Raw genomic sequence first — 12,726 nt, 5'->3', positions numbered from 1 at the left:
CTCTACCCCCTCGTTTCAAGGAGAACTCTCATGAACATCATCATCCGTTGTCTGGTTGCCTGCGTGGCTTGCTTTGGCTTCATGGTCGCCACCAGCCTGTCGCAATCGCGCGCCCCGCAAGTGCCCAGTGCCGCTGCCGAGCCGGCTCCGGCCAGCCCGGTTGTGGCCGTGATTCCGCACACGCGCTCTGTCGAGTGAGTCGTGCATGAACCAGCGCCGCTCGCTCCCTGCTGGCTGGCTGGCCTGGCTGGGCCTGTGCTGCCTGGTAGCGGCCGGCCCCGCCCATGCCGCACCGGAGCGCTTCGAGGACACGCTGTGCGTGACTGCGAAGTTCTCGCAGGGGCAGCCGCTCTCCGAGCTGCCGATGCTCACCGATCTGGGCGTGAAGTGGGTGCGCGACACCGTCGCCTGGTTCGACATCGAAAAGCGGCCGGGGCAGTACCAGGCCTTTCCGCCGGAGTTCCAGCAACGCCTGGATTTCTATCGCCAGCACGATATCGGGCTGGTCATGCTGCTGGCCTACGACAATCCGCTGGCCTACCCGAACACCCCGGCCAAGCCCGGCAACTCGGCCGATCCAGTGGCCTACGGCCGCTACGCTGCCGAGATGGCACGGCGCCTGCGCAAGCAGGGCCTGCGCTTCGTGATCGAGTTGTGGAACGAGCCACACAACGATCTCTTCCACAAGTTCGGCGGCAACTGGAATGGCGCACCGCCCTCGCCCTGGGTGGATCACTACCTGCGCATGGTGGATGAGGCCACCCACCGCATCAAACTCTTTGACCCGAGCATCCGGGTCATCACCGACGATGACATGTGGGTCATCCACTACCACTTCCTGGCGCGCGGGCTGACACGCCAGATCGATGGCTTCGCGATCCATCCCTATACCGGCGGCGACATCCCGGAACTCACCGCCGTGACCTATGACACCGACTGGACCCGCCCCTACCAGGTGGTGGACCCGGACCGCAGCTTCGGCTCGGCGATGCGCCGCCTGCGCGAGTTCGGCAGTCAGAAACTCGGCAAGCGCCCCGAAATCTGGATCACCGAATGGGGCTGGGGAGTCGGCGAGAAATCGCCTCTCGGCCCGCTCAGTGAAGAGGCCGTGGCCACCTACCTGCCGCGGGCTATGATCCTGGGGGCCGCCACCGGTGCCGAGGCGACCTGCTGGTTCAGTACCCGTGATTCGGTTGACGGGCCGATGGGCCTGACCGACAACAACAGCCGCCCGCGCCCGGCCTATTACGCCTTCCGCGATCTCCACGCCAAGCTCGGCAAGGCGCGCTATGTCTGCCCGCTCAGCACCCAGAGCGGCAGCGGCGCCGCCATGGCCTATCTGTTCCGCGATGCCAAGGGGCCCCTGGTCGCGCGCTGGGATGCTTACCCGGCGGTGCAGGGTGCCGGCAAGCTCAGCCTCGAGCGCCCCGCCACTGCGCCGGCGTGCGCGCGTCCATGAGGCCAGCACCATGTCCGGGCACAGTACCAGCCTGCTTCACCCCAGCCGCGCCGACGCAGCGGAGCGGCCAGCCATGAACACGCGCGCCCTGCCCTCGCAGCACACCGATCTGCTCTTCGTGTACCTCGCTTATGCACTGCGCTACCTCTACCTGCTGATCCTCACCCCCTTCTATGGACGGGTGCTCGGTGTGGAGGGCTATGCCCAGGTGCTGGCCGCCATGTCGCTGATGAACATGGTGTGGCTCTTCGTCAGCTGGGGCTTCGTAGCGGCCGGCGGACGCGAGATCGCCACCGCGCCGCGCAGCGGCTATGGCGGCATTTTCTGGCAGCACGTGTCAGCACGCGCCCTGCTGTCGACCCTGGCTCTCGGTGGCGGCATTGTCGCCACCCTGGCCTCGCCGATCCTCGCCAGCCACCCGGTGATCGGCGTCTGTGCGGTGCTGCTGGGCATCGTTTCGGCCTACAACCTGGGCTGGTATTTCACAGCCAGCGAGCGCCCGCGCCACACCGTGAAGCTGGAGGTGCTGGGCTTCGTGCTGAGCCTGATCCCGATCCTCAGCCTGGTGCGCGCGCCCGGCGATGCCTGGGTGGTGCTGGCCTGCCTGCTGGTTTCCGGGGTGCTGGCCCTGGCCCTGGCGCACTGGTGGGTACGCCACGAGATCTCCCCGGCGCGTTTCTCGCCAGCAGCCGGGCTGGCGCTGGTGCGCAGCAGCAGCACCTTGTTCATCTACACCTGCAGCTCGACTCTGCTGGTGGCCTCTTCCACCTACCTGCTGAGCCTGCTTTCGAGCGGCAGCGAAGTAGGTAGTTTCGGCGCCGCCGAACGCCTGGTCAGTGTGGGCCTCAGCGTGATGGGCCCGGCCAGCCAGATCTTCGTGCCGCGCATCACGGCCCTGTTCCTGCACGACGAGGGCGCGGCCTTCCGCATGGTGCGCAAGGCCGCCCTGCTGCTTGGCGGTATCGGCCTCGCAGGCCTCGTGGCCAGCCTGCTGCTGGGGCACTGGGTGGTGCGCCTGATCTTCGGCGCCGGTTTCGAGGCCAGCGTCCCGGTGCTGCATCTGCTGGCCATCGTGTTTCCGCTGGCCGCCATCAACCAGATCATCGGCGCCTATGTGCTGGTGCCGCAGCACCGCGAAGGTCTGCTAACCCGCGTGACCCTCTTCGGCGCGGGCCTCAGCCTGCTCTGCGCCATCCCGGCCGGCCTTGCCTGGGGCGCATTGGGCATGGCTGCCGCGCGTGTCGGCGGCGAGCTGGCGGTGGCCGCCATGCTGCTGCTCACCAGTTGGCGCATGGGCATCCTGCAACGCCTGCTCGATCCTGAAAGCGAGAAAACCCCATGATCCAGAACCCGCTGCCACAAGCCTTCGTGATCGTCGCCACCAAGGGCCGTCCGGTCGAAACCGCCAACCTGCTCGGCTACATCGCGGCGCAGAGCCATCTGCCGCTGCGCACCCTGGTGGTGGGCGCCGACGCGGCCGACGTGGCGGGCCTGGGCAGCCATCCGTTGGTACACGGCGGACAGGCAGAAGTTCTCGTGTGCGGGCGCGCCGGCCTGACCCTGCAACGCAACGCCGGCCTCGATCGCCTCGCCGGGCTGGTTGAAGAGCTCAAACCGGCAGACTGGTTCGTGGTGTTCTTCGATGATGACTTCCGCCCGGCCAGCAACTGGCTGGTGTGCTGCGCCGAGCGCTTCGCGCAGTCAGCAGAGGTGGTCGGCCTGTGCGGCAACTTGCTCGCCGATGGCATCCACTCCAGTGGTTACGACGAGCAGACCGCCCGCGATTACCTGCTCGGCAAGCGTGCGCCGGAATCCCACTGGGCCCACGGCAAGCAGCTGACCGAGCTGGTCGACGGCCTCTATGGCTGCAACATGGCCTATCGTGGCCCCATTGCGATTACCCAGCGCTTCGACGAGAAGCTGCCACTCTACGGCTGGCAGGAAGACATCGACTTTGCCGGCCGCGCCCGCCGCTACGGCAAGCTGGTGTGCGAGCCGGCTTGCCGCGGGGTGCACATGGGGGTTCAGGGCGCGCGCACCAGCGGCCTGCGCTTTGGCTATTCGCAGATCGCCAATCCGGTTTACCTGATTCGCAAGGGCAGCATGCGGACCAGCTTCGGCGCCCGCCTGGCGGCCCGCAACCTGGCTTCGAATCTGTTCAACTCGCTGCGTCTGAATCGCCGCAAGGATTACACCGGCCGCCTGCGCGGCAATTTCCAGGCCCTCGTTGATGCTGGCCTCGGTCGCCTGCACCCCGAACGGGTGCTGTCCATCCGTTAGGACACACGATGAGCCTCGAATGGATCGGCGTCGTGTTCATGCTGCTGGGAGCCGGCCTGCTGTGGTCGGCCCCCGAGCGCCTGCTGAGCCTGCAGATCGTGGCCTGTGTGTTCGCTGGCAGTGCGGCCTTCAGTCTGCCGGCGCTGGGCGGCGCCACGGTAGCGCCCGGTTTCGCGGTGCTGCTGCTGCTGGCGCTATGTGTGCTGAAGTTCGGCCACCTGCACAGCATGTTCGAGGCAATGGCACCGCGCCAGCCCGGCTTCCCGTTGTTACTGCTGGTGGTGTGGGGCTTTGTATCGGCGGCGGTGCTGCCGCGCCTGTTCGGCGGCGAGGTGGACGTAGTGTCGATGAACCGCGCAAGCGTGGTGCTCGGCGCCGTCCCGGTCGAAACCCTCGCGCCGGGCTCTGGCAACATCACCCAGAGCGTGTATGCGGCCGGTGAGCTGGTGGTGTTCGCGGTGGCCCTGGTCTTCCTGCGCCTCGAAGGCGGACTGGAGCGCGCCGGGCGCGCCATGCTGTGGCTGGCCGGGCTCAATCTGATCGCCGCCGTGGTTGATCTGGGCGGCTATTACAGCGGCCTTGGCAATCTGCTCGAACCACTGCAGACGGCGAACTTCGCCTTCATGCCGGAGGCGGCCTTCGGCAATGTGAAACGCATCAACGGCACCTTCCCGGAAGCCTCTGCCTTCGCCGGCTTCACCCTGCCGCTGATGGCCTTCTGCTACGTGCTGTGGCGCGAGCGCTGCTGGCCGCGGCTGAGCGGGCCGCTCGCCTTGGGCAGCCTGCTGGCCCTGCTGCTGGCCACCTCCAGTGCCGGCTACGGCGGCCTCGGCGTGTATGCCGCGCTGGTTCTGGTGATCTCTTTCTGCGAGGGCTGGCGCCCGGGCGGGCACACCCATCTGTGGCATTACCTGGGCCTCGGCCTCGCGGCGGCGCTCGTGATCGGCGCCATCCTGGCCCTGCTGCCGGCCGTGCGCGAGCAGGCCTGGGACATCATCGAAAACACCCTGCTCTACAAATCCAGCTCCTCCTCGGCAATCGAACGCGGGGAATGGAACCAGATTTCCTGGCAGGCCTTCCTCGATACCTGGGGACTCGGTGCCGGCATGGGCAGCGCCCGCGCCTCGAGCCTGCCAATGGTACTGGTGTCCAACGTGGGCCTGCCCGGCAGCCTGCTGTTTCTGGCCTTCCTCGCCCGCGTGCTGCTGGCGAAACTGCCGGCCGGCATCGATGCCACCCAGCGTGCGCTGGTCATCGCCGCGCGCCACGGCGTGCTGGCAGCGCTGATCATCGCCAGCCTGGTCGCCTCGGTCTTCGATCTGGGCGTGATGTTCTACCTCCTGTGCGCCATCGCCTGCTGCCCGGCCTTGCTGTATGTACCGCGCCGTACTCCGCAGGCAAGGCCGGTGATGGCCAGTGACGGGGTCTTCGCATGACGGCCTCCGTCCCGCTGCCCACGCCCAGCGTCACCCGCCCCGGCCTCGCCTGCGGCCGTTACCTGTTCTTCAACCCGCTGCTGCGCACCGCGATGCGCCTGATCGATGCCCTCACCGGCCTCTCGCGAAGCCTCGCCCGGCCCATGCCGGCCAGCCTCGCCCCCGACCGCATCCTGCTCTGCATGCAGGCCCACATCGGCGACCTGATTTATGCCAGCGCCGCCATCCCGGTGCTGCGTGCAGCCTTCCCGGCCGCGCGCATCGATTTCCTGGTCCATCCGGCCGCGGCCCACCTGCTGGCCGAGCACCCCGAGCTGGGCCAGATCCACAGCCTGACCCACTGGAAGCTGGACCGCGCAGGTGGGCCGCTATGGCGCCGCCTGCTGCGCTACCTTGGCGCGCGCCGCACGCTTCTGCAGACCCTCCGCGCCAACCACTACGCGCTGGCCATCGATCTCTACGCCTACTTCCCCAACAGCATCCCGCTGCTCGCCAGTGCCCGCATCCCGCTGCGCCTGGGCTGGGCCAGCGGCGGCTTTGGCGGCCTACTGAGCCATGCGCGTGAATGGGACTGCGCCGGCCAGCACATCCTCGAGTGGCATCGCCGCCTGCTTGCTCAGATACCGGCCTGCCGCCCGCATCTGGGCCATCTGCAAACCTCCTGCCCACTGCCAGCCACGGCACTCGCACGCAGCCGCGAGCTGCTGCAGGCGGCCGGCATTCACTCGCCCTTCCTGTGTTTTCACGTTGGCGCCGGTGGCGCGCACAAACAATGGCCGGAACCCGCCTGGCATGAACTGGCCCTGGCCTGTGCCGCGCGTGGCGAGCGCATCGTGCTGCTCGGCTTCGGCCCGGCGGAAGAAGCCCTGGCGCAACGCATTGCCGCACGCGTCCCAGCAGCGGCCGTGAGCCTCGCCGGCCAGCTCGATTTCACGCGCCTTGCCGGCTGCATCGCCCAGGCCCGTCTGTTCGTCGGCCTCGACTCGATGGGCACCCATCTTGCCGCCGCACACGCCATTCCGGTCGTCGGCATCTATCCCGGCATCATGGACGGCAGCTGGCGCCCGGCAGCTCGCCACAGCCGCATCGTCACCACCCCCAAAGCCTGCGCTCCGTGCTTCCTGCCCGCCGGCTGCGCAAGCATGGCCTGCCTGCGGGAAACCCCGGCCAGCGCCGTTTTCGCAGCCATCGAAGCCAGCCTCGGCGAGCAGGCGGAGGCCGCTCATGCCTGAGGCCCGCGAGATCCTCATCAACGGCCGCTTCCTCGGCCGCCGCCCGACCGGGGTGGACCGCTTCGCTTTCGAACTGCTGCGCGCACTCGATGATTTGCTGGAGGAACAGCCGCATCCCACGCTGCGTTTTCGCATCCTGGTGCCGCAGGGCGTGAGCGCCAGTTTCCGTCATCTCGCCGTGGAAACCTGCGGTCGGCGCCAGGGTCTGCAGTGGGAGCAACTTGAGCTGCCGCTGGCCGCCCGTGGCCTGCCACTGCTGAGCCTGTGCAACGCCGCGCCACTGTTCAAGCGGCAGCAGATCGTGACCCTCCACGATGCCGCCCCGGCGCAGGTGCCGGAATCCTATGGCCGCGCCTTTCGCCTCTGGTATCGCTGCCTGATGCCCTGGCTGGGCTGCATCGCTCCGCGGGTGCTGACCGTGTCGCAGTTCTCGGCCCGCGCCATTGCCGCGGCCTACCATGTGCGCGCCGACAAGATCCGGGTGCTGGCCGAGAGCGGTGAGCACATGCTGCGGGTGGCGGCCGATGCCGGCCTGCTGGAGCGCCGTGCGCTGCTCGGTCGGCCGTATGTGCTGGCCGTGAGCAGCATGGTGCCGCACAAGGGTTTTGCCACCCTGGTGCGCGCCGTGGAATTGCTTGGGGCAGACTGCGGCTTCGATGTGGTGATTGCCGGCGGCACCGATCCGCGCATCTTCGCCGGCGCCAGCCTGCCCGGCTTCGTGCGCCATGTCGGCTATGTCACGGATGGCGAGCTGCGCGCGCTCTACGAGCACGCCGCCTGCTTCGTCTTCCCGTCCTATTACGAAGGCTTCGGCCTGCCCGCTGCCGAAGCGATGGCCTTGGGCTGCCCGGTGATTGCGGCCAATGCGGCGTCGATCCCGGAAGTGTGCGGCAGTGCCGCACGCTACTTTCCGGCCGGTGATGCCCAGGCGCTGTCCACCCTCCTGCAGCAGAGTCTGCGCGACGAGGCCTGGCTCCAGGCTGCGCACGATCGCAGCCTGGCTCAGGCCACGCACTGGCGCTGGCGCGATGCCGCCAGCCAACTGCTGGCAGCCCTGACATGAAGCCGGCGCCGCTCTCGCCCGGCGAAGTCGAAGTCGTCACCGTGACTTACGGCGAGCGCTGGGTGCTGCTGCGCCAGGTGATCAGCGCCGCCCTGAGCGAGGGCGCAGGCGGCGTGACGGTGGTGGATAACGCCGCCGCGCCGGGCCTCGCCGGGCGCATCGCAGCCGAGTTCGACAGCCGCGTGCAACTCATCCATCACAGCACCAATCTCGGCTCGGCCGGCGGCTTCGCGGCCGGCATACGTGCGGCGCTGACCCGCCCGGCAAGCTTCATCTGCTTGCTCGACGATGACAATGTGCTGGCAGCGGGCTGCCTCGCGAGCCTGCTAGCCACCTACACCGCGCAGGGCATGCCGGCCGCGCCGGCGCGTTCGGCCGTGCTGGCCTTCCGCCCCGAGCATTACGTGGCCGGCTCGCTGGCGCAGCAACAGCGCGAGCGCAGCAGCTACCTGGGTTTTCATGTGGCCGATATCGGCCACAAGCTGCTGCGCCATCTGGGCCGCCGCAGCGCACCACAGTCACAGGGCGGCGAAGTGCGCTGGGGGCCGTGGGGCGGCCTGCTGTTCCACCGCGCCGTGCCCGAGAGCATCGGCCTGCCGCGTGCCGATTACGTGCTCTACAACGACGATATCGAATGGACCCTGCGTCTCACCGACGCCGGTGGCCGCATCGTGCTCGACCGGCAGGCGCAGATCGTGGACGTCGATCAGTCCGGCCACGCCGCCGCCAACTATCCGAACGTGTTCGTGGCCCTGCTGACCGGCAGCAGCGACATGCGCATGTACTACGAGTTCCGCAATCGCTCGCACCTCGAGCAGCAGCGCAGCGGCAGGCCGGGCCTCGTCATGCGCACCAATCGCCTGCTCTTCTGGCTGATCCTGCAGGCCTATGCACTGGCACTGGGGCGCCCGCAACGCCTGCACCTGCTCAAGGCGGCCCGCCACGATGGCGAAAGCGGTCGTCTCGGCACCAGCCCTGCCTATCCCCTGCCGGCCTGCAACGGGGAGGCCGCATGAGCAGCCGCCCGCGCCAGCAGTGGATCGATGTAGCCAAGGGCCTCGGCGTGGTACTGGTGGTGCTCGGCCACAGCCCGCTGGTCGGCTATGGCGCACTACGCGGGCTGATCTATTCCTTTCACATGCCGATGTTCTTCGCCATCGCCGGCCTCACCCTGTGCGATCTCAGCCCGCGCCAGTGGCTGGTCCGGATCGGCTCGCTGGTGTGGATCTACGGCATCGTGTCGCTGGCCTTCCTGCCACTGGCGCTCGGCCTGGACGGCAACTTCGTGCCGACCCCGCAGCCGCGCCTGCTGCATGTGCTGCTGGGCATCCTGTACGGCACGGCTACCAGCCTGCGCGTCGATACTCTGTGGTTCCTGCCCGCCCTGGCTCTGGGCATGCTGCTGGCCTGGCCGCTGATCCACTTCTGCGAGCAGCGCCCCGCCCGCCAGGCGAGCTGGCTCAGCGCCTGCGCGCTGCTGCTGATCGGCATCGGAGCCGCCTGCCTCGGCGAGGTCGACAAGAGTCCGCCGCTCAAGCAGATGACCTGGCACGGCGCCGGATCAAACGCCCTGCTGCCCTGGTCGGCCAATGTGGTGCCCTTCATCAGCGGTTTCATCCTGCTCGGGCGCGCCTGGATTGCCTGGCCAGCCCGGAGCACCCCGGTACTGTGGCTGCTGGCCCTGCTCTTGCCACTGTGGGCGCTGGCCTTCAGCCAGTCGGCGCGCCAGTTGCTGCCGTGGACCCTCGAGCTGGCCCACGCCCAGATCGGCCCGACTCCGGCCTGGACCGCCCTGGCCGCTCTCGCTGGCACCCTCAGCTGCCTGCTGCTGGCCCGCCACGCGCTGGGCGGTTTTGCGGCCGCCGCCTGGCTGGGCCGCAGCAGCCTGCCGATCATGGTGCTGCACCCGATGCTCCAGCACGCCATTGCCAGCCGCAGCGATTCTCCCTGGCTGGCGCTGATCCTGGCCATCCTGCTGCCGGCTCTGCTCGATCATGCCGTGCTGAACCGTCACAGCCTCGGTCAGTTTGTTTTCTACCCTCGCAGCTTGATCCGGAAACTTTGCCATGGCGCCCCCTGAAACGCACTCTGCCACGCCCGCACGCCTCGCTTGGCTGGATGCCGCGCGCGGCATCGGTATCTTACTGGTGGTGCTGGGCCACATCCTCGGTGGCCTGCGCGACGCCGGCCTCATCGAGCGAAGCGGCTTCGGCGCTCACCTGTTCTACGCGATCTACAGCTTTCACATGCCGCTGTTCTTCTGGCTGGCCGGCAGTCTCGTGGACGCACGACTCGCCAAGGGCAGCGGACGCTTCCTCCAGGCCACCCTGATCGGCGTGGTGTGGCCTTATTTCCTGTGGGGCTTCCTGCAGAGCCTCGCCAACCATCTGGGCTCGGCCTACACCAACCATCAGTACCCCTTCGACGCGCAGCGCCTGATTTCCTTTCTGTGGCAGCCGCCGGCCCAGTTCTGGTTTCTCTATGCCCTGTTCCTGCTGCACCTGTGCGCCCTGTTCAGCCAGCGCATCCCGCGCAGCCTGTGCCTGGGTGCGGCCAGCGCGCTGTCGCTCGCCGCCCTGTGGGCTTGGCCAGAGAGCGCCAGCATCCTGGTGTGGACCGCCATGCCAGCCTGGGCCTACTTCGCCGGCTGCCTCCTCGGCAATGCCCCGCTGTGGCCAGGCGAGGCCGCCCTGCGTCGCGCCGCGCCCGTGCTGGTGCCGCTGCTGCTGCTGGCCTGCGGCACGGTCTCCATTCTGGTGCAGGACCACGGCGACGCGCCCGGCCTCAATCTCCCGATTCTGCCCGCCACCCTGGCCGGGGTGGGCGCCGTGATCCTCGCCTGCCGCTGCTGGGGCCAGCACCTGAGTTGGTTGCAATGCCTGGGCCAATTCTCCATGAGCATCTACGTGCTGCATGTACTGATCGTGGCAGGCACCCGGATTGCTTTGGTCAAGCTGCTGCACATCGAAGCCCTGTGGCTGATCCTGCCCAGCCAGCTATTGCTGGGCATCGGCGTTCCGCTCGCGCTGGCGGCACTGGCACGACGCTGGAATATCAACCGCCTGCTCGGCCTCGGCTGAGCTCAGGAGAGTGTCATGAAGATAGCCATCGTCCATGAATGGCTGGCCACTTACGCCGGCAGCGAGAAAGTTGTCGAGCAGCTGCTCACCCTCTACCCGGAGGCCGACCTTTTCGCGGTAGCGGATTTTCTGCCGGACAATCAGCGCGCCTTTCTCGGCGGGCGCACGCCAGTCACCAGCTTCATCCAGAAGCTGCCGCGCGCGCGCAAGTGGTTTCGCCACTACCTGCCACTGATGCCGCTGGCCATGGAGCAGCTCGATCTGTCGGCCTATGAGCTGATCATCTCCAGCAGCCATGCAGTGGCCAAGGGCGTGCTCACCGGGCCGAACCAGACCCACATCTGCTACTGCCACTCACCGATCCGCTATGCCTGGGATCTGCAGCATCAATACCTGCAGGAATCCGGCCTCACCAGCGGCCTCAAGGCCTGGATCGTGCGCGCGTTGCTGCACTACATGCGCTTGTGGGATGTACGCACAGCCAACGGGGTGGATCACTTCATCGCCAACTCAGCCTTCATCGCCAAACGCATCCGCAAGGTGTATGGGCGCGAGGCAGCGGTGCTGCATCCACCGGTGGATGTCTCCGGCTTTGCCCTGGGCGGCGACAAGGAGGACTTCTATCTCGCCGCCTCGCGCATGGTGCCCTACAAGAAGATGCCGCTGATCGTCGAAGCCTTCGCCAGGATGCCCGGACGCCGCCTGGTGATGATCGGTGACGGGCCCGAATTCGAGAAATGCCGCGCCCTCGCCACTCCCAATGTAAGCCTGCTCGGCTACCAGAGCTTCGAGGTGCTGCGCGATCACATGCAGCGCGCGCGCGGCTTCGTCTTCGCAGCCGAGGAGGATTTCGGCATCACGCCGGTCGAAGCCCAGGCCTGTGGCACTCCGGTGATTGCCTTCGGGCGCGGCGGGGCACTCGAAACAGTGATTGCCACCGGAGATCCGGCCGAGCACACCGGCCTGTTCTTTGCGCGCCAGGATGTGGACGCGATCTGCGCCGCAGTGGAGGCCTTCGAGGCCGGCGCCGGCTTCGATCCACTGGCCTGCCGGCGCAATGCCGAGCGCTTTGGACATGCCCAGTTCCGCCAGCGCTTCCAGCAACTGGCCGAGACATACGCCCCAGCATGATCAGCCCGGCCCGTGATCAACTCATCGGCCTGCAGCAGCTGCGCTTTGTCGCCGCGCTGCTGGTGTTGATCCACCATGTGCTCGAAGAGCTGCACGCCAGCCCGCTGGTGATGCTGCCCAAGTTCATCACTACGGTAGGCGCCTGCGGCGTCGACATCTTCTTCGTGATCAGCGGCTATGTGATGTGGCACAGCACGCGCGGCTTCTCGCCCGAAGTCAGGGCCGGGGATTTCATGCGCCGCCGGATCCGCCGCATCTTCCCGATCTACTGGTCCTTCCTGTGCCTGATCCTGCTGCTGTGGAGCAGCGGCCTGGCCTTCCGCTCGCTCGAATACTCCCTGCCGCGCTTTCTGTCGTCGATCTTCCTGCTGCCGGGGATTGCGCGCGAGGATCCACTGGTCATGGGCGTGGCCTGGACGCTGGTCTACGAGATGTACTTCTATGCCCTGTGCAGCCTGACCCTGCTCTTTCCGCGCGTACGCTGGCGGCCCGTCTGCATCGCCGTACTCATGCTGGGGGTGCCGGCGCTGGCAGGGCTGGCCGGCCTGCAGCATGCCCAGTCCTGGTACAGCAGCCCGCTGATCATCGAGTTCGGTTTCGGTCTGCTGCTGGGAGCATCCGGTCTGCGCATCCCGCTCGCCTGGCGCCCCGCCCTGCTGACCCTGGCCGGCCTGTGCTTCCTGTTTGCCACCCGCCTGTTCGGCGGCGAATACACCGGCGGCCTGGCCGACACCTACCGCTGGTGGACCTGGGGCCTGCCGGCCCTGCTGGTGGTGGCCTGCAGCCTCTCCGGCAGCTTCTGCGAAGGCCGCGCCGGCGCCTGGCTAAGCCGCATGGGTGACGCCTCCTACACGCTCTATCTGAGTCACGCCTTCGTCATGATCGCGCTGGCACGCCTGCTCAAGTCCGGTGGCGGCGAGCAGCTGACCGTTGTGATCCTCGGCGGCAGCCTCAGCGTGATTGCTGCCTGCTTCTTCGCTGCCCTGCTGTATTTCTGGCTGGAGCAACCCCTCACCCGTCAGCTGCACGCCCGCAGGCGCTAGGC

12 protein-coding genes are annotated in these 12,726 nt (G+C 67.7%); all 12 read left to right on the top strand.

Annotation, left to right across the window (positions count from 1 at the left end; all coding sequences use genetic code 11):
* Window positions 1-30: 30 nt before the first annotated feature.
* Window positions 31-198, top strand: a complete 168-nt coding sequence (locus HJ583_RS12935; protein WP_158239116.1) for a hypothetical protein — start codon at window positions 31-33, stop codon at window positions 196-198.
* A 7-nt stretch (window positions 199-205) separates the two neighbouring features.
* Window positions 206-1,459 carry a hypothetical protein gene (locus HJ583_RS12930; RefSeq protein WP_170022311.1) on the top strand — a complete coding sequence of 418 codons (1,254 nt, stop codon included), beginning with the start codon at window positions 206-208 and terminating at the stop codon, window positions 1,457-1,459.
* Window positions 1,460-1,532: 73 nt separating this feature from the next.
* Window positions 1,533-2,801 (top strand): oligosaccharide flippase family protein, encoded by a 1,269-nt coding sequence (locus HJ583_RS12925; protein WP_170022310.1) that lies wholly within the window; start codon window positions 1,533-1,535, stop codon window positions 2,799-2,801.
* Complete coding sequence (locus HJ583_RS12920) at window positions 2,798-3,739, top strand: glycosyltransferase family 2 protein (protein ID WP_170022309.1); 942 nt, start codon at window positions 2,798-2,800, stop codon at window positions 3,737-3,739. The genes HJ583_RS12925 and HJ583_RS12920 overlap by 4 nt, the downstream gene beginning before the upstream one ends.
* Before the next feature lie 8 nt (window positions 3,740-3,747).
* Window positions 3,748-5,175: a hypothetical protein gene (locus HJ583_RS12915; protein ID WP_170022308.1), complete on the top strand. Its 1,428-nt coding sequence runs from the start codon at window positions 3,748-3,750 to the stop codon at window positions 5,173-5,175.
* The gene (locus HJ583_RS12910; protein WP_170022307.1) at window positions 5,172-6,407 is read left to right on the top strand and encodes a glycosyltransferase family 9 protein; all 1,236 of its coding nucleotides are present in this window, start codon (window positions 5,172-5,174) and stop codon (window positions 6,405-6,407) included. The genes HJ583_RS12915 and HJ583_RS12910 overlap by 4 nt, the downstream gene beginning before the upstream one ends.
* Entirely contained in the window at window positions 6,400-7,470 is a 1,071-nt protein-coding gene (locus HJ583_RS12905) for a glycosyltransferase family 4 protein (protein ID WP_170022306.1), read from the top strand. Before HJ583_RS12910 ends, HJ583_RS12905 begins: the two co-directional genes overlap by 8 nt.
* A complete protein-coding gene (locus HJ583_RS12900; protein WP_170022305.1) occupies window positions 7,467-8,486 on the top strand; it encodes a glycosyltransferase in 1,020 nt (339 codons plus the stop codon). The genes HJ583_RS12905 and HJ583_RS12900 overlap by 4 nt, the downstream gene beginning before the upstream one ends.
* Window positions 8,483-9,550: an acyltransferase family protein gene (locus tag HJ583_RS12895; protein WP_170022304.1), complete on the top strand. Its 1,068-nt coding sequence runs from the start codon at window positions 8,483-8,485 to the stop codon at window positions 9,548-9,550. The genes HJ583_RS12900 and HJ583_RS12895 overlap by 4 nt, the downstream gene beginning before the upstream one ends.
* Entirely contained in the window at window positions 9,537-10,550 is a 1,014-nt protein-coding gene (locus tag HJ583_RS12890; RefSeq protein WP_170022303.1) for an acyltransferase family protein, read from the top strand. The genes HJ583_RS12895 and HJ583_RS12890 overlap by 14 nt, the downstream gene beginning before the upstream one ends.
* Before the next feature lie 15 nt (window positions 10,551-10,565).
* The gene (locus tag HJ583_RS12885) at window positions 10,566-11,681 is read left to right on the top strand and encodes a glycosyltransferase family 4 protein (RefSeq protein WP_170022302.1); all 1,116 of its coding nucleotides are present in this window, start codon (window positions 10,566-10,568) and stop codon (window positions 11,679-11,681) included.
* Window positions 11,678-12,724, top strand: a complete 1,047-nt coding sequence (locus HJ583_RS12880; RefSeq protein WP_170022301.1) for an acyltransferase family protein — start codon at window positions 11,678-11,680, stop codon at window positions 12,722-12,724. Before HJ583_RS12885 ends, HJ583_RS12880 begins: the two co-directional genes overlap by 4 nt.
* The last annotated feature ends 2 nt before the right edge of the window (window positions 12,725-12,726 follow it).

This window comes from Uliginosibacterium aquaticum, assembly GCF_012972705.2.
In the GTDB taxonomy this organism is placed as follows: domain Bacteria; phylum Pseudomonadota; class Gammaproteobacteria; order Burkholderiales; family Rhodocyclaceae; genus Uliginosibacterium; species Uliginosibacterium aquaticum.
Note: the sequence above shows the minus strand (reverse complement) of the source record. Positions and strands in the feature narration are given on the sequence as shown.

Coding starts and splice junctions, on each gene's coding strand:
- HJ583_RS12935 (WP_158239116.1), top strand. CDS start 31: ATGAACATCATCATCCGTTGTCTGGTTGCCTGCGTGGCTTGCTTTGGC.
- HJ583_RS12930 (WP_170022311.1), top strand. CDS start 206: ATGAACCAGCGCCGCTCGCTCCCTGCTGGCTGGCTGGCCTGGCTGGGC.
- HJ583_RS12925 (WP_170022310.1), top strand. CDS start 1,533: ATGAACACGCGCGCCCTGCCCTCGCAGCACACCGATCTGCTCTTCGTG.
- HJ583_RS12920 (WP_170022309.1), top strand. CDS start 2,798: ATGATCCAGAACCCGCTGCCACAAGCCTTCGTGATCGTCGCCACCAAG.
- HJ583_RS12915 (WP_170022308.1), top strand. CDS start 3,748: ATGAGCCTCGAATGGATCGGCGTCGTGTTCATGCTGCTGGGAGCCGGC.
- HJ583_RS12910 (WP_170022307.1), top strand. CDS start 5,172: ATGACGGCCTCCGTCCCGCTGCCCACGCCCAGCGTCACCCGCCCCGGC.
- HJ583_RS12905 (WP_170022306.1), top strand. CDS start 6,400: ATGCCTGAGGCCCGCGAGATCCTCATCAACGGCCGCTTCCTCGGCCGC.
- HJ583_RS12900 (WP_170022305.1), top strand. CDS start 7,467: ATGAAGCCGGCGCCGCTCTCGCCCGGCGAAGTCGAAGTCGTCACCGTG.
- HJ583_RS12895 (WP_170022304.1), top strand. CDS start 8,483: ATGAGCAGCCGCCCGCGCCAGCAGTGGATCGATGTAGCCAAGGGCCTC.
- HJ583_RS12890 (WP_170022303.1), top strand. CDS start 9,537: ATGGCGCCCCCTGAAACGCACTCTGCCACGCCCGCACGCCTCGCTTGG.
- HJ583_RS12885 (WP_170022302.1), top strand. CDS start 10,566: ATGAAGATAGCCATCGTCCATGAATGGCTGGCCACTTACGCCGGCAGC.
- HJ583_RS12880 (WP_170022301.1), top strand. CDS start 11,678: ATGATCAGCCCGGCCCGTGATCAACTCATCGGCCTGCAGCAGCTGCGC.